This window comes from Streptomyces sp. NPDC001970, from assembly GCF_053594115.1.
On the sequence record NZ_JBSFDW010000005.1, the window covers coordinates 161,516 to 180,855 of the forward strand.

Consider the following 19,340-nt stretch of genomic DNA (forward strand, 5'->3'; position numbering starts at 1 on the left):
CCGTCCGGATCCGCCGCAGTTCCTCCACTACACCGGACGGGCCTGCGCACTGCATCTTGACCTTTCCCCGACGGCAGCCCGCCCATGGGGCGAGGCAGTTGCCGGCGGCCACGTGGTCATTACCGAAGCCGATCACCCTCAACTCCTCAGGACGCGGACAACATCTCCGCCGTCAACCAGGACGGTGGTGCGGAGCGGGCGCCGCACCACCCGCCGCCCGGCGGGTGGACCCCGAGGCCCCTACCGGCGGCTGCGCACGAGCAGATGGAGGAAGTACGGCGTTCCGATCAGGCCGGCGCGATCGCGGTGCGGCCGAGCAGGTCCGCGGTGCAGATGAGGACCGCACCGAGGAGCACCGCGACCGGCACCACCCGGACGTGCTGCCGGCCCACGAGGGCCCGGGCCGCGTGCGGTGCCACGAGTCCCACGAAGCCGATCGTGCCCGCGGCGGCGACGGCGGTGGCCCTGAGCAGGACGCTCAGCACGAGCAAGCCCAGGCGTCCCCGTGCCAGATCGAGCCCCAGGAGCCTCGGGGTGTCCTCATCGAGCGACACGAGGTCGAGTTCCGTGCGCCGCAGGACCGCGACGACCAGCCCCACGGCGAGCACGGCCGTAGAGCACCAGTTGGCTGCCCTCGGGCACCTCCCACTCCGCAGTGGTGAAGGAGGAGCCGCTGCCCACGACCACGCTCCATGTCTGTTCCTAGCGGTGTTCCCAGCGGTGTGGGTCGGCCTCCAACGCCGCCCTGTCCCAGCCGCGCAACTCGGCGGTCGCCTCGTAGGTGTTGTGCAGAAATTCGCTCAGCACCCGGTCCGGATCGGCGGCGGCGACAACCGCCTCATAGGGCAGCACGAACTCACCGCTTTCCCGCTGGTATGACGCCTCTGCAGGGCGGACAGTCGGCGAAGCCGGCTGGTTCGGGATAGGCGTATGCGTAGAACCCGCCCTCCTCACCGCCTCCGGGCCAGAACCCGCAGCTGAACAACTCAACCGAGTACGCCTCCTTTGTCACCCAGTCCGGCACGTTGGGGACACCGCCGGGGGGATGCGGTGGCGCGGGACGCCCGGAGAAGCGGGTGCAGGTCAGGTCCATCGACCCCCAGAACAGATGCACGGGGCTGTCCTTGCCGACGAAATGGGAGCGGAACTCCCCGAACACCCGGCTCGCCTGCAGCAGTTGGCCCCAGAACAGCCGCGCGGCGTGCGGGTCGTAGGAGGCGTGCCGGTAGTCGTCCGCGAACGGGATCGCCGCGTCCACCTCGTTCGGCCGCGGGTGAATGCGCGTCTCAATGCCCAGCTCTCCCAGCGCGCCCATGGTCTCGGCGTAGAACTGGGCCACCGGTTTGGGCTCCAACGCCAGCTCACGCCGGCTTCCGTCACTGACACGAATGCGTAGCCGGTGGTCGACGAAGTCGAACTCGATGTCGAATGCGCCAGTCCGGTACGGGATCGCGGAAGTGGTCAACCCCGCGGCGTGACGTAGAAGGCGACCTGCCACCAGTGGTTGATCATGGAGGCGTGGGCCAACCGGATCTTGCCGACGATCTGGGTCCACATGTGCAGTGTGTCTCGGGTCTCGGCCCAGTCCGCCACACGCAGCCGTGGCCAGATCCCGACCTGCTGTGTCTACTACCTGGTCATCGTGCCTCCCATTGGGCCTTGCCGCTCCCGCAACTCACAGTCGCCGGCTTCCGGTGTCGCCGAACTAGGTCAGCGAGGAGAGCCATTCGATTGCGGTCATGCTGGGCAGGTAGAAGTACTCGCCGCCCCGGACGGTCACGAAGCGTGGCAACCCGGTGAGTCGCCGGCGGACCGGCTTGCCGGGAATGGTGTATGTATCGGTGCCGTCGTGGTTGCCGGTGAGTGGGTCCTTCTCGGTGCCGAGGCCGACGAAGTCGCCGTCGTTCATCCAGACCTGCTGGATGAACTCGAACTGCCGGGAAAGGCTCGCTCCCAAGAAGATGAAGATGATGCCGCGCTCCGCCCCGTCGTCCTCCAGTACGCCGTCTGGGAGCACCGGTCCGTAGGCGGCGCCGCGCCGGATCAGCCGATGCCTGTTGACCGCGACCACGCTGTCCTTGAGGCTGTCCCGAGGGTTGACGCGCCGGATGTGGGCTCCGTGTGGCACGCGCTGTCCGTGCGGATCGTCGTCGTAGTAGAGGAAGTCGTCGTTGCGCATCGGGTCGGCCGCGAGGTCGGGATCGTCCTTGTCGGGTGACAGGGCGAGCGGCGCACCGCTGCGCCAGCGGCCGATCATCTTTGCGCCGATCAGTTCCTCGTCCTCGGACGACTTGGCATGGTCGCGCAGGTATCGGCGGAACGCCGCGACGTCGGAGTGCAGTTGCCGGAACGCGAGATAGGAGCCGTTACGGCCCAGCACGTCGGGCACCGGCGCCTCAGGCAGCTCTCCTGTTTCGTCCGGGTAGCCGAGGATGAATTCTCCGGGCCGGATCTCGTCATGGCCCGGCAGTGGCGGGTGCGTACTTCCCAGGATGTGCGGTCCACCGATGCTGTCACGAAAGCCGAAGTGCTCACGTCCGGTACGCGGGACACTTACGTCGAGTTGATAGATCAGGCTCACGCCGGCAAGGCGCCTGGCTTCGTCGCGCGGTTCGTCCAGCGCCTCGGCGTCCTGCGAGAGGATCAGCACCCCGATGTGGACGTGCCGACTGCCCAGCGGTGGACCCCAGTTGCTCGGGTCGTTCGCCCCGGTGTCGCCGAGCACATTCTTGCGGGCAGCCATACCCGCGCGAAACTCCGGCGAGAACGAAGCGAGCGACTTCGCCGGAACTCCCAGCCGTTCGAGGCCACTGTAGGTAACTGCGATGTTGAGGGTGAAAGGTCGAGGGCTCTCCCAATCCGCCGCACTCGTCGCCGCCGGCAGGATGTCATGAAGTGACCGCTTGGCGGCACCGGCGTCATCGATCCGGTACAGCAGGTACACGCCGCGGTAGTCGTCGGGTCGTCGGCGCAGCAACGTGCCCTGGATGTCGTCGAATTCCAGGGTGGGAACTGTGCGCCCGGCTGAGTCGTTCATTCCTGCACCGTGTCGAGCAGCTGGTTGAAGGCGTTGGTCACCCGCAGGCTCTTCGTGATGTCGCGGGGTGTCGCCTCCGGGTCCGGACTGCCATACCAGATGTCTGCTTCGATCTGGTATTTCGCGATGTACTGCAGCGTCTCGTCCGGCGAATTCACACCCGGGTAGCCCTCCGCGACGTCAGTGAAGATGTAGTCGATCCACGGGCCCGCGAAGCGAATGACATCCCGCACGTACGGCATGAACTCGTCGCTGTATGTGGCAGCGAAGAGCAGCTGCTGATCGTTGTTGATCAAGCAGACGCGCAGGTCGTGGACAGTACCGAGCCGGCCCTCCCAATAGGGCGCCTCGATCTGCGCCTTTTTCGCCCGTTCGCGGAAGACGGACGGACCGGTCGGCTGAATCACCGGAGCGACCAGCGTGAATTCCGCTCGGTTGCCGACCCGGTTGCCCGCCCCCTCGGTCTGCCGCCGGGACTCCTGCGTGTACCGGCCGATGTCCCCGGCAGTGACGTGAGGCGAGATCGGGTCGTAGGTGCTTTCATCGAACAAGGTAATTACCTCCTTCAGAAGAAGCCCTGCATGGAGGGCCTGGGCCGGGCGTCGTGCGCCTCAGCCCTCCTTCGAGGCTGGCGCGTCGGCACTGTCGAGTGATTGGGCCTTTGATACCAATATCCACCCGATTTTGGTGTCCTGCGCCCAGTGGCCATGCCGCTCTCCGCTCCTAGCGTCGTTCTCATAGACCTGGCGGGGGTCCCGCCGGCCGGAAGGAGCGGACCATGAACACGACACACGGATCCAGAACCGGCGCGACGGCCACGGGCGGCCTCGAGCCGATCGACCGCCCTCGCGCCGGAGGCGACTCCTGCCGACTCGCTTCCGGCCTACTCACGATCCGACCGCTGAGGTGAGCCCGGTGAACTGCACTCTCCAGGCCGTCGTAAAACCACGGAACCGTCCCGGGAAGCCCGACTCTGCGGTAACGGTGATCGACGCCGTGGGGACGGTGATCGGGTGGACGAGACCGCGCAGCAGCTTGTCGGTACTCGGTCAGGCAGACAGTCGGCCGGTCCGCCTCGGTCGTACTGCCGTTTCTCGCAGTACGCGCTGCGGGTGGAGACCGTGCCGGGAAGTGCCGTACCCGAAGGAGGCCATGCCGTGTCCGACCACCTGTCCAGCCTGCGCGCGGTGCAGGACCCGGTCATCGACCTGACCGACTTGTACTTCTTCCCCGTGCCCGAGGTGCCAGGTCGGCTGGCCGTGGTACTCAACGTGTTCCCCGGGGCGCAGCCAGGAGCGGCCTTCTCCGACGCCGTCCTCTACCGAATGCGGCTTGCGCCCGCAGACATCGGCCCCGACGCGGTGGTCCGGGCCCGCGGTGAGGATGCCGTCGCGTTCGACGTCACCTTCACGGACATCGAACCAGACACTGGTGACCAGGGTGGCGTGCTCAGCTACGGCACCGACCGCACGGTCGCTTTCCGCACCGGGGAGCAGGGCGCCGTATACGGGCCCGAAGTGAGCGTTTTCGCCGGGCTGCGCCGAGACCCTTTCTTCATGGACGTCAAGAGCGAGGTCCGCACACGCGCCACCCGCCGACTCGCCTTCACCTCTCCCGGCGTGGACGCCGTCGAGGGACAGAACGTGCTGAGCATCGTCCTCGAACTCGACGCGGACGCCGTCCTCGGCGCCGACCGCTCCGCGCTGTGGGCCGCCACCGGAGAGTCCCTCAGCCAGGGAAGACCGGCCGCACGTTTCGAGCGCATCGGCCGACCCGAAGCGAAGAACGTGCTGCTGTCGGTCAACGGAAACGACACCGTGAACGCGACCGTCGATCTGCGCGACCTGTACAACCTGGACGACCCCTTCGACGTCCCACCGGAATCCGCAGCCTTCTACCGCGCCCGACTCGACGCGAATCTCGCCATGTTCGATCAGCTGGATGACGCCATCGCCTGGCCGTTCACCGACGATCACCACCACCCGCTCACCGAGACGCTTCTCCACGACCACCTGGTCCTGGACACCACGAGGCCCTTCGGCGAACACGGATACCTCGACATCGAGCGCGGCGCCCTCACCGGTCAGGCCCACAAAACCTGTGGCGGCCGTTGGCTGAACGAAGACGTCATCGACATTCTCTATTCGGTGATAGTCGGCGGCTGGCACGGCAGGCCGGTCCACGACGGAGTGGACGCCGCCGTCATCCCCGCGACGCACGCCTTCCCCTACCTGGCCGAGGCCAACCCCAACCCACCCGCATTGAATGCCGGAGCGATTCTTGACCCCGCAGACTGAACGCCCAGACTTCGACGGATGGCGCCTGCCGCTGTGTACGTCCTCGACGATCGCGCTCGCCAATCTGGACGCCCAGATAGTGGGCCTCGCCCAGCACTACGCGCAGTCAGGCCGCACGGATGTGGGAGCACGGCTCACCAACGCGCTGCTCGCACGCCACAGCACCACCTCCGACGTACGCGATCTGACCGCCGCCGACCGCATCACGACCGAACTCATCGGCCGCACCCCCGCAGACCCCACTGCCTGGATCACCCGCGCCCACGTGACCACGACCACCCACCGTTTCGCTGAGACGGTGCAGGCCCTCGCACTGGCCACGCACCATGGCGCGGCGACCGAGGCCGTCGCCGAGGAACGCGCCGACGTGCTCGAGGCGTGCGGGCACGGCCCGACCGCCCTCAGGCTCCGCCTGGCACACGGCAGCGCCCACACCCAGCCGCAGCAGATGGCACGCATCGCGTGCCTGCACGTGTCGATGGGAAACGACGAGCACGCGCGGGACGCTTTCGGCATAGCCCTCGGGAGATACACAAGCCCCTCTCCGCTCCCCCTGACCGCCATCCTCTACAACTGGGGGCACGCACTCCAGCACGCCGGACAACATGACCGGGCGGTGATGGCATATCGAGCCGTACTCGCATACGTGCCCGCCCATGCACGGGCCCTTCGGGCCCTCACCGAATGACGGCCCACGCGGATGGATCACTAGACAGCTTCCAGGATCAAGGCATGGCTGCGGAGTGTGCCGAGGCCGCAATCAACTTGTCCGCGGTCGCGGAGGACGCGCGCCGACCACCAGTCGCCGCAGCAGATCGTTGAGGTCGAAGAGATTCAGCAGTTCCGGCCCATTCCCGGGCCGGCGATCCACTTCGAGTGTCGCGAGGCGCTATTTGCACTGGTCGGCGACGTGCCACACGCGTACCACCAGCAGACGAAGAATCTGCTGGTGAGCGCCTCGCCGCAGAAGCTCGGCTTCTTCTGGAGGTACGAGATGAAGGCGTCGCGCCCCTGCCGACGCAGTCCCACTCCTGCAGGGACTGCTTGATGAGGCGGTTCGCGTGGTCCTGGATTCCGTCGAGGAACTTGGCCTGGTGCCGGAGGAGGATCTGGATGCTCTGGCCGGTTCGCCGGACCCACATCGGAGCGCAACCACAAGCCGCCCGGCCTGCCGCAGGTCGTAGGGCCGCTCGGCCAGGCACCGTCTCAGCCGCGTCGAATGCTGACAAGGGGAATCCCCTCGCCTCCGGCGTTGCCAGGATCATCGGCAAGGGGGTCGGCCCGGTGTGAGGGACGGGCTTTACTCGCCGTCGTGGTGGGCCTTCTTCGCACGGGCATGCCACCGGTCTCGGCGTTGAGCGGGTCGGGGGCGAGTCGCGTCCAGAGGACGACGCTGTGGTGGTCGGGGTCGCCGGAGGCAACGCCGAGCGTGAACGGCGCCGTTGGCGAAGCCAACCGCCTGGGGGCACATCCCGGGCGACAAGGTGGACACCCGGCACCGGCACCATGGGCACCGCCTCCGGCGTGCGATCCGCCCCGAAGTCAGGTCCGTACGTCCAGTGGCCGGGCCAGGCGCGGTACGGCCAGGGCTCGTCGGCAGGCCAGAGCAGTGGTCCGCCCCGGAGCTGTCGTGTACGCCGGGGTCCCCGCTTACAGGAGGGTCGTTGCCCTTGCGAGGGAGTGCCTCCGGGGTGGATGGCCGGTTCGCGTCAGGGGGCAAGCTATCCGCCCGCACCGACAGTTGGGGCGGCGGAGCCTCCATGCCACGGCGGTGAGGGGGCGGTCACTCTCCCCAAGGGCCGGATCTGAGCCGTCCACGGGTGCGTGGGTTCGCCGTCATGGTTCGATCAGTCCGACGCGGATGGCGTAGCGGGTGAGTTCGAGGCGGTCGCGCAGCCCGAGTTTCTGGAGCAGGTTCGCGCGGTGGCGTTCGACCGTCTTGGCGCTGATGACGAGGATGTCGCCGGTCTCCTTCGAGGTGTGGCCTTCGGCGACCAGTTTGAGGATCTCTTCCTCGCGTTCGGTGACGGGGCGGGCGGGCAAGGGGTCGCCGCTGCGGGCGAGGTCGAGGTACTTGCGGATCAGGGTGCTCTCGGCACCGGGGTAGATGAAGGGTTCGTCGCGGACGGCGGCGCGGCAGGCTGCGACGAGGTCGCGGTCGGCGACGGACTTGAGGACGTAGCCGCTCGCGCCTGCCTTGAGGGCCTCGAAGAAGTACTGCTCGTTGTCGTACATCGTCAGGATCAGAATGTGGAGGTCCGGGCGGAGGCGCGAAAGCTCGCGGGCTGCCTGCAGTCCGGTCCGACGGGGCATGGCGATGTCGAGGATGGCCAGGTCGATGTCCGTGCTGCGGGCCTGGGCGACGGCTTCGGCGCCGTCGTCGGCCTCGGCCACCACGGTGAGGTCGGGTTCGTTGTCGAGAATGAGCCTCACCCCATGGCGCACCAGGGCGTGATCGTCGGCAAGCAGGATGCGAGCCGGTGCGGTCATCGGGCGTTCCCCTTCGTGTCGGTGACGTCCAGACGTACCTCCGTGCCCCCGGCGCCGCCCGGGCCGACGGACAACTCGGCTCCGATCAGGAGAGCGCGTTCACGCATGCCGCGAATACCGGCGCCTTCGGCCGCCTGCCCCAGCCCTTTGCCGTTGTCGCGGACGATCAGTCCCACGCCGCATCGGGACAGGATACGCAGCTCCATTTCCACCTGGCTCGCACCGGAGTGGCGGGCGGTGTTGGTCAGTCCTTCCTGGGCCACCCGGTAGAAGACGAGCTCGGTCGCATGGTCCAACGGGGGCAGGCCCGGGCCGATGGAGCAGTGCACGCTGAGGCCGGGAGTGGTGAATTCCGCGGCCAGGGCACGAAGTGCGCTGTGCAGGCCGAGTTCCTCCAGTACGCCGGGTCGCAGCCGGCGAGCGATGCGCCGGATCTCGTCCAGGCTGGCACGGGTGGTCTCCTGCACCTGGCGGAGATCCTCGCGCACCGGCTGAGGGGCGTGGTCGGCTGCATGCTTGAGCTGCAGGAGGACCGCAGTGAGGGTCTGCCCGATCTCGTCGTGGAGCTCCTGCGCGATGCGCCGGCGTTCCGCCTCCTGCGCGGACAGCACACGGCCGCTGCTGGTGGCCCGCTCGGCCTCGAGCCGGTCGAGCATGGCATTGAACGTCTTCGTCAGCGCAGCGATCTCGCCGTGGCCTGTGACGGCCGGCCGGCTGCCCGGCCTGAGCAGATCCGCCGTCGCCATGGCCCGGGTCAGGCGTTGCAGTGGTGCGAGTCCGATCCTCAGCAGCACCGCGTTGGCGATCAGCATGGCCGCGAGTCCGGCGCCCAGGACCAGCGCTTCACCGAGCAGCACGGGGGTGGACACCGTGACCGGGCCGAGCAGCAGCAGCACCGCGACCACCAGCACGGCGGCGTTGAGGAGGAAGATCCGCCAGTACAGCGACATGCACTCGCCTTTCTCGGTGGGCTCCCACCACCACTATCGCCGCTGCCTCTTCAGCCGACCACATGCGTGCCCTGACCTGCGACGGAACCCAACTCCCCGCCTCAGCCTGACCGCTGTCCCGGTCCACTGTCCATCCGTGACAACACCCATTTCCGGCACTACCGACAGGTGGCACCATGGATGGTCGTGCCCGCGGCCGATCCCTGCCCGGTCCGCCGCCGCGCGGTCGAACAACGTCGGAGAACCAGGAGGGGACAGGCTGTGCCTGCTCCGCGCATGAGCACCACACCGCTGCCCGGCATCGGTGTCCAGTACGACCTGACCACGCGAGAGCGCCGTCATCTGTCGGTGATCGCACACCGGGACGGCACACGTACCGTGAACGTGTACCGCAGCGACGACCCTGATGCCTGCGCGCATTCGCTTCATCTCACGGGTCCGGAGTCGGCCTCGCTCATCGACGCGCTCATGCCGGCCCACCACAGCCCCAACGTGCTGCACACCACCGACCTGGGCCTGGTCGCCGAGCGCATCGAACTGTCCGTCCACTCACATTGGAACGGCCGGGTACTGGGCGAGACGCGCATACGGACGGAGACCGGCGCGTCCATCGTCGCCGTGCTGCGCCGGGCGGACGCGATCCCGTCGCCGACTCCGGACTTCCGGCTGGCCGGCGGGGACACGCTGATCGTCATCGGCACCCGCGAGGGCGTCGCTGCCGCCGCTGCGATACTCGGACGGGACTGAACGCGTGCACTCCGCCGTCTTCCTGATCGAGTTCGGTGCGATCATCCTCGGTCTTGGCCTGCTGGGTCGCTTCGCCGGACGCTTCCGGTTCTCGCCCATCCCGCTGTACCTGCTGGCCGGTCTCGCCTTCGGCAAGGGCGGGCTGCTGCCGCTGGGGGCGAGCGAGGAGTTCGTGGCGATCGGCGCCGAGATCGGCGTCATCCTGCTGCTGCTGATGCTGGGGCTGGAGTACACCGCCAGCGACCTGGTCTCCAACCTCAAGACCCAGTACCCGGCCGGACTGGTCGACTTCGCCCTCAACGCCCTCCCCGGGGCCGCCATGGCCTTGCTGCTGGGGTGGGGACCGGTGGCCGTCGTGGTGCTGGCCGGCGTCACCTGGATCTCGTCCTCCGGCGTCATCGCCAAGGTGCTCGGCGATCTGGGGCGGCTCGGCAATCGCGAGACCCCGGTGATCCTGAGCGTCCTGGTCCTCGAGGACCTGGCGATGGCCGTCTATCTGCCGATCGTCACGCCCTGCTGGCCGGCGTCAGCCTCGCCGCGGGCAGTGCCACGCTGGCGGTCGCTCTCGCGGTCGCCGGGGCGGTGCTGTTCGTCGCCCTGCGCTACGGGCGGGTGATCTCCCGTTTCGTCTCCAGCGACGACCCCGAGAAACTGCTGCTGGTCGTCCTGGGTCTGACCCTCCTCGTGGCAGGGATCGCGCAGCAGCTCCAAGTCTCCGCCGCGGTGGGCGCGTTCCTGGTGGGCATAGCCCTGTCCGGGGAGGTCGCCGAAGGCGCGCACAACCTGCTCAGCCCACTACGGGACCTTTTCGCGGCGGTGTTCTTCGTCTTCTTCGGCCTGCACACCGATCCCGCATCCATCCCGCCCGTCATCCTGCCCGCCCTGGCGCTCGCGGTGGTCACCGCGCTGACGAAGATCGCCACCGGCTACTGGGCCGCGAAACGTGCCGGGATTTCCGCCAAGGGCCGATGGCGGGCCGGCGGCGCGCTCGTGGCCCGGGGCGAGTTCTCCATCGTCATCGCCGGGCTCGCCGTCACCGCCGGCATCGAGCCCGCCCTCGGTCCGCTGGCAACCGCCTACGTCCTGGTACTGGTGATCGTCGGTCCGCTCACCGCCCGCTACACCGAACCGATCGCCCTGCGCCTGAGCGGACGCCGCGGCAAGGCCGCCACGGCGCCGTCAGCGGGCGGCGCGACTCCTTCGGCAGAGGCGCTGGAGCCGGCGGCCGACGACACGGCCGGTCGGCTGTGAGCGACGACGCGAGGGCGGCGCTCACCGCCCCATGACACTGTCTCGCTGCTCGCCGCCTTGGCCGTCCACCTCGGCGGAGACCGTGTCGAGGAAGTCAGAGTTGTAGGGATGGTTCTGAAACGTGGCCACATCCAGACCGGCGGCTTCCGTGAACTCCGCCAGCGCCACGGCATGTGTCGGGTCGTGCGCGATAGGCGTGATGATCGTGCCGAACAAGAGCTCATGGCCATAGTCGGTCATTGAGTATCCCCTTCACGTGTGTTGCCGATCAATCCGTCTCCTTCGCCGCTCGCACGACGGCGTCCGGGTGAGTCGCTCGGTCGGCCGAAGGGCCGTACAGACGGCGAGTTGCTCCGCAACGGCGTCGTCCGGCGGTTTCCCGCCCGACGAGGCCGGGCGGGCGGAACGGGCGCGCCGTGGTGCCCCAGGAGGCTCGCTCCGGCATCGAGCCGGAACGCCAGGCGCGCCCTCCGGCACCCTCGGCAAAAGAGAGCCCAGACTCGTTGGACACTCTGTCCAAGGTGATGGGCGTCCCGGGGGTCAGGCAGTGACGGGCAGGTCGTCGATGGACTGGGCAACGTCCCGACACGTGTCCAGTACGTCCCCCGTGGCGGACAGCTTGGCCTCGATGTCGTGAACGGTGGTCGCTCCGAGGGGCAGGCGAATGGGCAGGGACGAGCCGTCCACTGCGGCGATCACGGCCTGAGCCGCCTTGACGGGGTTGCCCGCCTGAGCGTGGTTGGAGGCGTCGGCCCAGGTCCTGGAGGCACCGGAGCTGTCCGCGTAGTCATCGATGACGGACCCGGCACGGTGCAGGGACGAGCCATCGAGGAAGTCGGTGCGCAGAGGGCCGGGCTCCACGGCGCAGGCCCTCACGACGCGGACCTTCTGTGGGAGGCGTGCCTGGCCATGCTGGAGGCGTGACGCCCCGGTCGACCGGCTGCCGAGGCTATCCGAGCGAGACGACGATCACATCTCGAAAATTCTTGAGAGTCATAAATCATCGTCTATATTCAATGTTGCGATGCACGCCGACCAGGCCTGCAGACACCTGCACCATGTCAGGGGCATGGATGTGCAGGGGGCCGCTCCCAAGGGACGGGGTAGCGGTCACCGGATGCGGAGTGTCACCGTGTCCGCCGGGGCGGTATCCCCCCAGCGCCACAGGGCGAGGGATGGCGGATACCGCCCCTACAACGCCGACGCCGGCGCATCCGGCACCTGCGGCCCTGCGGCCGATCGACTCCACGGCCGACCGCCCCTCCGTCGGAGCCCTGGGACACGGGCCGACTTCGGGCTGGGGCCTCAATCTCTGCCGGCCGAGTGACCATTCGTCCCTGCGTGTGGGGCATCACCCAGCTGCGCGCCCTCCTCCCGGCCGAGCCGGATGTAGCTCTGGACGCGGTCGAACTGCGTCTGGCTGACCACGGGGCCGACGCCCGTCGCCGGGTCCTGCGGGTCACCGGCCTTGAACGCGGGCATCGCGGACTCGATGGCTTCGACGACCTCGTCGAGCCTGCTCTCCGGCGCGAGGATCCGGGTCCCGGCGAAGCACGTCTGGCCGTTGTTCAGGAATCCGGAGGCGAGCGACGCGGAGACGGCGGAGGGGATGTCGGCGTCGTCGAGCAGGATGCTCGGACTCTTGCCGCCGAACTCGAGTGTCAGGCGCTTGAAGGTGTCGGCGGCGTTCCGCATGATCTGCTGTCCGACCGCTGTCGATCCGGTGAAGCCGACCTTGGCGACGTCGGGGTGCGACGTCAGGGTGTCGCCGACGGTCCGGCCGCGGCCCGTGACGATGCGAATACGGTCTGCCGGGTGACGGAACGCCGGGCCGACCGCTTCCCACGATCACCCTGATCGTTTCCCCACCGCCCTGGCCCGGGAGGGTCCGTCAGCAGCTCGCCGATGTCCTGCGCGCGGGATCCATGCCCGGGCCCGGCCGTCCGGCCTCAGGCACCACCATCGGCATACGGGTGAGCACTTTCTCCCATATATGGATAATTTGGGGTTGCGTCGCCGACGGAGCCGGTCAGGTGCTGCAGGCAGGGGGGTCGACGCCCGCGCGCGAGCGACCTGAGAGCACAGGAGAGGGGGAACCCTCATGGAGCAGCCCACTGCTGCCGTCGCCGACGGGCTGGAGCGGCTCGTGGGCCCTTTTCGGCGTGTGATGCAGGATGTCGGTGCCTCGGTGGGCGCGATATACCTCCTCCCCCCGGGCGGGCACGTGGTGCGCCTGGCGATGGTTTCCGGGGGCTCCTGGCGTATCGCCGCGCCCTGGACCCGGGTCGCGACGGACGCCTCCACGCCGCTGACCGACGCCATGCGCGAGCACCGGCTGGTGTGGGTGGGAAGCCAGGACGAGATGGCAAGTCGCTATCCCAAGATGAGGCTCGCGCTTCCGTACGACTTCATGCTGGCCGCTGCTCCGTTCACGGGTGGTACGACCGTCTCGGGCGGGGTCGTGTTCCTGTGGCCCATGTGGCATCCGCCGCAGTTGCGCCCGCGCGAGCACGAGGCGATCGACGCCTTCTGCCATGACACGGGCGTCCTCCTGCAGCAGGCATCCGACCAGGGCAATCCGCTGTTGCCTGCCTCCGAACCCCAGATCGTGCACCCGGCCCGCTCCCGCACGACGGGGTGGGCCGAGACCCCGGAGGTGGTGGCGTTCGTCGAACGATTGCCCGTGGGCTGCTGTGCTGTCGACCTGGACGGCCGGATCACCTTCTACAACGCTGCCGCGGCCGATCTGGTCGGCGCCGGTGCCGCCGATCTGATAGGCACCCGGCCGTGGGAGACCCTGATGTGGCTACAGGGCCCGGTCTTCGAGGAGCGCTGCCGCGCCGCTGTGCTCAGCCGTCGACCGACCTCCTTCACGGCACTGCGCCCACCGGATCATTGGCTGACCTTCCACCTCTATCCGGGCACTTCCGGCATCAGCCTCCACATCACTGCCCGTCCCGCTGGGCAGGAGACACCCGCCGCTCTCGGGCGTTCCCCAACGGAGCCAGGCGATTCCACCGGACACCACTCATTGATGCACCTGGCGGCGACCCTCACCGAGGCCGTCGGTGTCAACGATGTGGCCGATCTGGTTGCCGACCAGCTCGTGCCCGCTTTCGGCCCCCAGGGACTCGCCCTGATGATGAACGACGAAGGCCGACTGCGGCTCGTCGGCCACAGCGGCTACAGCTCCGAGTTCCTGGGCCGATACGACGGCGCTCCCCTGACCGCCGACACCCCGCCCACCCACGCCTTGACCACTGGCCTACCAAGCTTCTTCACCAGCTTCCAGGACTTCCAGCGTGCCTACCCAGGCGCTGTCCGCTACGGCTCCAGGAACGCCTGGGCCTTCCTGCCACTGATCGCCTCCGGACGCCCTGTCGGAGCCCTCGTGCTCTCCTACGACCAGCCCCGCCCCTTCCCACCGGCCGAACGCGCTGTCCTGATCTCCCTGGCAGGTCTCATCGCCCAGGCCATGGACCGGGCACGTCTCTACGACGCCACACACCAACTTGCCCACACCCTCCAGACCGGCCTGCTCCCCAAGGCCCTGCCCAGCGTCCCAGGCCTCGACGTGGCTGCGCGCTATCTCCCCGCCCGCCAAGGCATGGATGTCGGCGGCGACTTCTACGACCTCATTCGATGCGATGCAGCCACCGCTTCCGCAGCCATCGGCGACGTCCAAGGGCACAACGTGACGGCCGCCGCTCTCATGGGCCAGGTCCGCACCGCCGTCCACGCCCATGCCACCCTCGGCACACCCCCCGGCGAAGTTCTCGCCCGCACAAACCGTCTCATGATCGACCTCGACCCAGGACTGTTCACCAGCTGCCTGATCGCCCAACTCGACCTGGCCCACCATCACGCCTGCCTGGCCACCGCCGGGCATCCCCCTCCACTGCTGCGCCACCCCGACGGCCACACCGAGATCCTCCGCCTGCCGCCCGGCCTGCTGCTGGGCATTGACGCGAACGCCACCTATCCCGCCACCGACATCCCTTTCCGCCCGGGCACGGTCCTCGCCCTTTACACCGACGGCCTCGTCGAAACCCCCGGCGCCGACATCGACGACGCCACCGCCGCCCTCGCCCGACAGCTCGCCCACGCCGAAGAACCGACCATGGACGACCTCGCCGACACCCTCATCCACTACAGCGGCCGCCCGACACCGTGCAACGACGACATCGCCCTGCTCCTCATTCAGGCAACTCCAGGACAGACCGGCGAAACGGGCTTCCGTGAGTGACGAACTTCCTGGTGACAGCCCGATTGATCCACTGCTCGGGCGCGTGCGGGCGACCAGAACGACGGCATCGTCAGGGGCCGGGCCGGGACCAGCGCCTCGGACAGCATTCCGTACGCCTCCTGCACGGAAACGGAGGAACGGGCAAGCAGGCCGGTCAGGCGGTCCCGGCCCGGATCGGGGTACCGCACCGGCCTGCACGGCGGGTACGACAGTCCTTCGGCGCCCGACTGACAGCAGATGTCAGCGGGGTGTCAGTGAAAGCCGAGGTGAGGTGAGAGGACGTGCGACTGCAATGGCTCCACGAGGGAGCCCTGCCGGAACCGCCGGTGGGCCCCGGTACCCAGGGAGAAGCCATGGCCACGAAGCCCGAGCTCGCCACCCTTGCCGACGAGATCCTGGAGCTGGAGTCGGAGACCTTCGAGATCTCGGACTACTCCGACGCCGCCGAGGTCGTCCTGGCCGGTTCGACGTCCTGCTCGTCGACCTCGACCTGCTCCAGCACCACCAGCACCACCTCCTGCAGCGCCTGATCCGCCAGGACGTCCGGACATCCGGACCGCATCCCCTTGTGCGTCCCCGTCGCACAAGGGGATCTTCCGCGTCCGGGCCAGGGCCGACGCGGGGCGCAGCAGCCCGGGGCCACCGCACTCAGCGCCGCCCCTGACCCGTCGGCCCGCGGCAAGTGCGGCTGCGCCTGGAACCGGCCCTCGCACAGGCGACGGGCGCCGCATCGGACATCACGGGAACGGTTGCGGAACGGCTGTGTCCCCCGGGCTCCGGCAGGACATCGCCGCGCCTTTCCGCCCCCCGCGGCGCGGTCCACAGCGGCGGCATCGGCAGGGCCCGCTGCCGTGACCAGCCGAAGTCCAGCAGCAACCTGCCGGGAACGGTCATGCTGACCGTGTACAGCCCCATCCGCCGCTACTCCGCGTCGCCCGCTCCACGGCGACGACGACGTCGTCGTCCAACATCCGGCGGTGTCGGCCCTGTCCGGGCAGGTTGACGAATGTGAGGCGCTCCTTGGCGCGTCGGCCGCGGTGGCGGCAGGTGCCGGCGGCTTCGGCGGTGGTCTGCAGGCCTTGGATGGTCATGAAGATGGTGGTCGTGAGCATGGTGCACTCCGGGACTTGCACGTTGGCGGCGGCCGGGATGCGCCTCGGGCTCGCGCCGGTGTCGCGTGGACGGAAGCCCGTCGACGTGACACCGGCGTGGTCCTCAGCTCCCCCGTCAGTCAGGACGCCGCTCAGGCCTTGTGGCGGTCGTGCTTCCTGCCCTACCGAGCCTGGTCGAAGTACCCGTCGTCGAAGTCGTGCCGACGGTCCGTCAGCACGATGACCCACTTGCCGTCGATCCAGCGGGCGAAGCGTTGGCCGTCGTAGCGGTGGTGATGGTGGCGGTCGTGGCTGTACCAGTAGCCGCGGCCGTCCTTCTCGCCGTCCCAACGCCACCGGCCGTCCCAGTCGCGGCGCTCGCTGTTCCGGTCGTAACGCTTTCCGTCCCGGACGTCGCGCCCGCCGTCCCGGGTCGTGATGAGGGTGCCGGCGTCCCGCCGCTCCTGCGCGGTGGGAAGCGACTCCGCGGACGCCGAGCCCGCGGCGCCGACCAGGGCGATACCGGCCAGCGCCAGCGAGGCGGTGGAGGTGGCCATGCGTCGCATCAGCTTGTTCATGTCTGTGTCTCCTTCTACGCCCACCGTTGGGCGTCGAACGACGAACCTGCACGTGAGGTCCGTCCACAAGGCGCGGTGTTCTCGTAGACATGCGAGGAGTCATTCCGTTCGCGATGCTGGTTCACCGTTCGCGACTCCACGCCATCGCACTTACATTGAACCTAGCAGATGATTGATGAGCTTCAATCATTTAGGGGATGTGATGGTTGCCTCATCCATCGAATCCCGGAGAGGTCACGCGCCATACGCAGGGGCAGTAGGCCAAGACAGGGGCCCCACCTTTCGGCGCGACGCACCACAAGAGCTGTCGACTCAACCACCTCCTCGCCCGCGCGACAGAGAGCGGCAAAGTCTTCGTCGTGACTTCTCGGCGCACGAGCGGTGCACCACGACCGAGGCCCGAGGCTTCCTGCCTGGAGGGCTGCTTCGAAATCGCCACCGGCGCGGCCTTTCGCACCCATGGCAAGGATGGTCGAGCGACTGCCGACAAGATCCCCGGCTGATCCCGCGGCCATTTCGTCCTCGCGGCCGCCGTGCGGGGCGAGGACGACAGCCGGCGGTCCCCCGCCGAACGCCCGGGCGTCGACCGGACGGTCATGACCCACCTTCCGGACGACCTGGGACGAGTCGGCCCGCTGGAGCGCAGGACGGACCGGCGGATCGCATGAACCGGCACATGGTTGCCACCGAGCACGGCATGGATCGGGGGCCAACTGCACAACCCGGTGCGGCTTGTTGAGCAGAAGCCGCTCGAAGCCCTGCCCGAGGAGACGCGTGAGGCGTTCCGTGCCACGCTGTGCACGCTCGCCCGACACGTAAACGCACCCGAACGGACCGCGGCCTGCGGGGAGGCAGGTGCCGGCCCCAGAAACCCCGAGGAACCTGCGCGAGTGCGGCGTCGCGGGCGAGGGCGCTCGTCGACCCGACGCCCGACTCAGGTCTCGTACGGTGATGAACTCGAGCGGCGATGAACTCGAGCGGCGATGAACTCGAGCGGTGCGGGCGATCGAGACACCTCTCCGTGGTCGGTGAGGTTCGCCGCGGCGCAGGCTCAAGGCTCCGATGTCCCACACCGGAACGGATGAAGGATCGTCGAGCAGGCCGGGTAGCGCTCGGCGGAGGTGGACGCCGGCACGATGCGCCGCTCGGCGCTATTGCCGCGGGCGTCGCCCGCCATGGCTCGCAGCCTGACGAACCGCGCCGAGCGGGGCGCGTCCGGCTGGGTGCGCCGACCGTGGCGTCCGCGCCGACCTATGTGGACAAATGATGCAAATACTGCTATATACAACGCGGTGATCGTGAGATCGCTCCGGCGCTTCGCCGTGTCCGCCGCATCAGTGTCCACGTCGTAGTCGAGCTGGATCAGTGGCAACTGCTCCCTCGTCCACCGGGAGTGCCGCTGACCCGAGCCGGCCCACCGCGGGCGTGTTCCGGTTCCGGGAACCCCGGAACCGGAACACAGACAACTCAGTGGTGGCCCTTGAGGGTGTACTGCTGGGGCAGCTTGAAGCCCCGCTCCGCCATGACCTCACGGAGCCGGTCCGGGTAGTCGGTGATGATGCCGTCCACGCCGTCGTCGATCAGCTTGTTCATGGTGGGCTTGTCGTCCACCGTCCAGGGGATGACCTTCAGACCGGCCTTGTGGGCGTCGTCCACCAGCTTCTCGGTGGTGTAGGGGACGTAGGTTGGGTCGTCCACGGTGCCGTTCTGCGGGTTGCCGTGCACCGGCGAGATCGCGTCCGCGTCGAAGGACTTCACTGCCGCGACCAGGTCGCCGTCGAAGTCGTCGATGTCGATGCCGCCGAGCCAGGGCGAGGCACCGGGCACACCCACCTGCAGGAACTGCTGGCCGTTGGTCAGTGCCACGATCGGCAGCTCGGGGGCCACCTGGCGCATGCGCATCAGCGCGCCCCAGTCGAAGCTCTGGACGGACACCTGCTTCGAGAGGCCCGACTCACGCACCTGGCGGGCGACGATCTGGACGAACTCCTCACGGGGCGCGGTCTCGTGCGGGGCGCCGGCCTCGACCTTGGTCTCGATGTTCATCCAGACCTTCTTCGCCTTGTACTTCTTGACGATGTCGAAGACCTCGGTGAGCAGCGGCATCCGGGCACCCGGGCTCGGACGCTGTCCGGGGAACTGGGGCAGGGTCTGGGAACCGCAGTCGAGGGTGCGGACCTGGGCCAGGGAGAGGTTGACGATGTACTTGCCGACGTAGGGGTACTCCGGATCGCCCGGCGTGACGGGACCCGTGTCCTTGCACTTCGTGCCGGCAATCTTCCGGTCGTGGGTGACGACGGCCTGGTGGTCCTGGGTGATCTGGACATCGAGCTCGAGCGTACTCACGCCGGTCTCCAGCCCGTTGGCGAAAGCGGCCGTGGTGCTCTCGACGACCAGCCCCAGGCCTCCCCGGTGGGCCTGCAGGTCGAAACCACGCGGCCCGTGAGTGTGCTCCTTGCTCTGCTCCGACACGGCGGGCGCGGTGTCGGCGGCCGCCATCGGCACAACCATGGCGAGGGCACAGGAGCCGACAGCCAGTGCGGTGGCTGCCCGGGCCATCGTGCGGCCCGTCAGACGGTTAACCATGATGTTCTGTCTCTTTTCGTGCGGTGGGGCCCATCGGCCCGGTTCTGCGCACTCTGGGACAGCAAAC

16 protein-coding genes and 4 pseudogenes are annotated in these 19,340 nt (G+C 68.5%); 6 read left to right on the forward strand and 14 right to left on the reverse strand.

Annotation, left to right across the window (positions count from 1 at the left end; all coding sequences use genetic code 11):
* Nucleotides 1-240 precede the first annotated feature (240 nt).
* The 4 genes and pseudogenes from ACWCP0_RS08925 to ACWCP0_RS08940 all read right to left on the reverse strand — a co-directional run.
* Nucleotides 241-608 (reverse strand): annotated as a pseudogene (locus tag ACWCP0_RS08925) (iron chelate uptake ABC transporter family permease subunit); the annotation flags it as partial.
* Nucleotides 609-702: 94 nt separating this feature from the next.
* Nucleotides 703-1,611, reverse strand: a pseudogene (locus ACWCP0_RS08930) (DUF5996 family protein).
* Between the two features lie 94 nt (nt 1,612-1,705).
* On the reverse strand, nt 1,706-3,037 hold the full coding sequence (locus tag ACWCP0_RS08935; protein ID WP_451078171.1) for a Dyp-type peroxidase: 1,332 nt from the start codon (nt 3,035-3,037) through the stop codon (nt 1,706-1,708).
* Nucleotides 3,034-3,588, reverse strand: a complete 555-nt coding sequence (locus ACWCP0_RS08940) for a hypothetical protein (protein WP_451078172.1) — start codon at nt 3,586-3,588, stop codon at nt 3,034-3,036. The genes ACWCP0_RS08935 and ACWCP0_RS08940 overlap by 4 nt, the downstream gene beginning before the upstream one ends.
* A gap of 606 nt (nt 3,589-4,194) precedes the next feature.
* Here ACWCP0_RS08940 and ACWCP0_RS08945 point away from each other — a divergent pair.
* Together ACWCP0_RS08945 and ACWCP0_RS08950 are read left to right on the forward strand one after the other, a co-directional pair.
* Nucleotides 4,195-5,334, forward strand: coding sequence for a DUF4331 family protein (locus tag ACWCP0_RS08945; protein ID WP_451078173.1), 1,140 nt, complete (start codon nt 4,195-4,197; stop codon nt 5,332-5,334).
* Nucleotides 5,318-6,022: a hypothetical protein gene (locus tag ACWCP0_RS08950; RefSeq protein ID WP_451078174.1), complete on the forward strand. Its 705-nt coding sequence runs from the start codon at nt 5,318-5,320 to the stop codon at nt 6,020-6,022. Before ACWCP0_RS08945 ends, ACWCP0_RS08950 begins: the two co-directional genes overlap by 17 nt.
* Nucleotides 6,023-6,540: 518 nt before the next feature.
* Here ACWCP0_RS08950 and ACWCP0_RS08955 read toward each other — a convergent pair.
* The 3 genes from ACWCP0_RS08955 to ACWCP0_RS08965 all read right to left on the reverse strand — a co-directional run bounded on the left by ACWCP0_RS08955 (nt 6,541) and on the right by ACWCP0_RS08965 (nt 8,774).
* Nucleotides 6,541-6,789 carry a PhoD-like phosphatase N-terminal domain-containing protein gene (locus ACWCP0_RS08955; protein WP_451078175.1) on the reverse strand — a complete coding sequence of 83 codons (249 nt, stop codon included), beginning with the start codon at nt 6,787-6,789 and terminating at the stop codon, nt 6,541-6,543.
* Nucleotides 6,790-7,170: 381 nt separating this feature from the next.
* The gene (locus tag ACWCP0_RS08960; RefSeq protein ID WP_451078176.1) at nt 7,171-7,824 is read right to left on the reverse strand and encodes a response regulator; all 654 of its coding nucleotides are present in this window, start codon (nt 7,822-7,824) and stop codon (nt 7,171-7,173) included.
* A complete protein-coding gene (locus ACWCP0_RS08965) occupies nt 7,821-8,774 on the reverse strand; it encodes a sensor histidine kinase (RefSeq protein ID WP_451078177.1) in 954 nt (317 codons plus the stop codon). Before ACWCP0_RS08965 ends, ACWCP0_RS08960 begins: the two co-directional genes overlap by 4 nt.
* 276 nt (nt 8,775-9,050) lie before the next feature.
* On the opposite strand from ACWCP0_RS08965, the gene ACWCP0_RS08970 reads away from it, so the two are divergent.
* Together ACWCP0_RS08970 and ACWCP0_RS08975 are read left to right on the forward strand one after the other, a co-directional pair.
* Nucleotides 9,051-9,521, forward strand: coding sequence for a cation:proton antiporter regulatory subunit (locus ACWCP0_RS08970; protein ID WP_451078178.1), 471 nt, complete (start codon nt 9,051-9,053; stop codon nt 9,519-9,521).
* A gap of 4 nt (nt 9,522-9,525) precedes the next feature.
* A pseudogene (locus tag ACWCP0_RS08975) lies at nt 9,526-10,772 on the forward strand (cation:proton antiporter).
* Nucleotides 10,773-10,793: 21 nt separating this feature from the next.
* Here ACWCP0_RS08975 and ACWCP0_RS08980 read toward each other — a convergent pair.
* The 3 genes from ACWCP0_RS08980 to ACWCP0_RS08990 all read right to left on the reverse strand — a co-directional run bounded on the left by ACWCP0_RS08980 (nt 10,794) and on the right by ACWCP0_RS08990 (nt 12,575).
* The gene (locus ACWCP0_RS08980) at nt 10,794-11,012 is read right to left on the reverse strand and encodes a hypothetical protein (protein WP_451078179.1); all 219 of its coding nucleotides are present in this window, start codon (nt 11,010-11,012) and stop codon (nt 10,794-10,796) included.
* Between the two features lie 300 nt (nt 11,013-11,312).
* Entirely contained in the window at nt 11,313-11,648 is a 336-nt protein-coding gene (locus ACWCP0_RS08985) for a hypothetical protein (RefSeq protein ID WP_451078180.1), read from the reverse strand.
* A gap of 429 nt (nt 11,649-12,077) precedes the next feature.
* Complete coding sequence (locus ACWCP0_RS08990) at nt 12,078-12,575, reverse strand: aldehyde dehydrogenase family protein (RefSeq protein ID WP_451078297.1); 498 nt, start codon at nt 12,573-12,575, stop codon at nt 12,078-12,080.
* A 298-nt stretch (nt 12,576-12,873) separates the two neighbouring features.
* Here ACWCP0_RS08990 and ACWCP0_RS08995 point away from each other — a divergent pair, with 298 nt between their 5' ends.
* Nucleotides 12,874-15,018, forward strand: coding sequence for a SpoIIE family protein phosphatase (locus ACWCP0_RS08995; protein ID WP_451078181.1), 2,145 nt, complete (start codon nt 12,874-12,876; stop codon nt 15,016-15,018).
* 353 nt (nt 15,019-15,371) lie between these two features.
* The gene (locus ACWCP0_RS09000) at nt 15,372-15,548 is read left to right on the forward strand and encodes a thiazolylpeptide-type bacteriocin (protein WP_351225823.1); all 177 of its coding nucleotides are present in this window, start codon (nt 15,372-15,374) and stop codon (nt 15,546-15,548) included.
* A 207-nt stretch (nt 15,549-15,755) separates the two neighbouring features.
* Here the strand turns inward: ACWCP0_RS09000 and ACWCP0_RS09005 are convergent.
* From ACWCP0_RS09005 to ACWCP0_RS09020, 4 genes and pseudogenes are all read right to left on the reverse strand, one after another.
* Nucleotides 15,756-15,936: pseudogene (locus ACWCP0_RS09005) on the reverse strand (hypothetical protein); the annotation flags it as partial.
* On the reverse strand, nt 15,909-16,130 hold the full coding sequence (locus ACWCP0_RS09010; protein ID WP_451078182.1) for a hypothetical protein: 222 nt from the start codon (nt 16,128-16,130) through the stop codon (nt 15,909-15,911). The gene ACWCP0_RS09010 and the pseudogene ACWCP0_RS09005, both read right to left, overlap by 28 nt.
* A 161-nt stretch (nt 16,131-16,291) precedes the next feature.
* Complete coding sequence (locus ACWCP0_RS09015) at nt 16,292-16,687, reverse strand: hypothetical protein (RefSeq protein ID WP_451078183.1); 396 nt, start codon at nt 16,685-16,687, stop codon at nt 16,292-16,294.
* A gap of 1,467 nt (nt 16,688-18,154) precedes the next feature.
* Nucleotides 18,155-19,273 carry a glycerophosphodiester phosphodiesterase gene (locus tag ACWCP0_RS09020; protein WP_451078184.1) on the reverse strand — a complete coding sequence of 373 codons (1,119 nt, stop codon included), beginning with the start codon at nt 19,271-19,273 and terminating at the stop codon, nt 18,155-18,157.
* Nucleotides 19,274-19,340: the final 67 nt, after the last annotated feature.

What these genes read in the sequence shown, in the direction of transcription:
- ACWCP0_RS08935 (WP_451078171.1), bottom strand. Translation starts at nt 3,037, where the DNA reads ATGAACGACTCAGCCGGGCGCACAGTTCCCACCCTGGAATTCGACGAC.
- ACWCP0_RS08960 (WP_451078176.1), bottom strand. Translation starts at nt 7,824, where the DNA reads ATGACCGCACCGGCTCGCATCCTGCTTGCCGACGATCACGCCCTGGTG.
- ACWCP0_RS08965 (WP_451078177.1), bottom strand. Translation starts at nt 8,774, where the DNA reads ATGTCGCTGTACTGGCGGATCTTCCTCCTCAACGCCGCCGTGCTGGTG.
- ACWCP0_RS08970 (WP_451078178.1), top strand. Translation starts at nt 9,051, where the DNA reads ATGAGCACCACACCGCTGCCCGGCATCGGTGTCCAGTACGACCTGACC.
- ACWCP0_RS08980 (WP_451078179.1), bottom strand. Translation starts at nt 11,012, where the DNA reads ATGACCGACTATGGCCATGAGCTCTTGTTCGGCACGATCATCACGCCT.
- ACWCP0_RS08995 (WP_451078181.1), top strand. Translation starts at nt 12,874, where the DNA reads ATGGAGCAGCCCACTGCTGCCGTCGCCGACGGGCTGGAGCGGCTCGTG.
- ACWCP0_RS09000 (WP_351225823.1), top strand. Translation starts at nt 15,372, where the DNA reads ATGGCCACGAAGCCCGAGCTCGCCACCCTTGCCGACGAGATCCTGGAG.
- ACWCP0_RS09010 (WP_451078182.1), bottom strand. Translation starts at nt 16,130, where the DNA reads ATGCTCACGACCACCATCTTCATGACCATCCAAGGCCTGCAGACCACC.
- ACWCP0_RS09015 (WP_451078183.1), bottom strand. Translation starts at nt 16,687, where the DNA reads ATGAACAAGCTGATGCGACGCATGGCCACCTCCACCGCCTCGCTGGCG.
- ACWCP0_RS09020 (WP_451078184.1), bottom strand. Translation starts at nt 19,273, where the DNA reads ATGGTTAACCGTCTGACGGGCCGCACGATGGCCCGGGCAGCCACCGCA.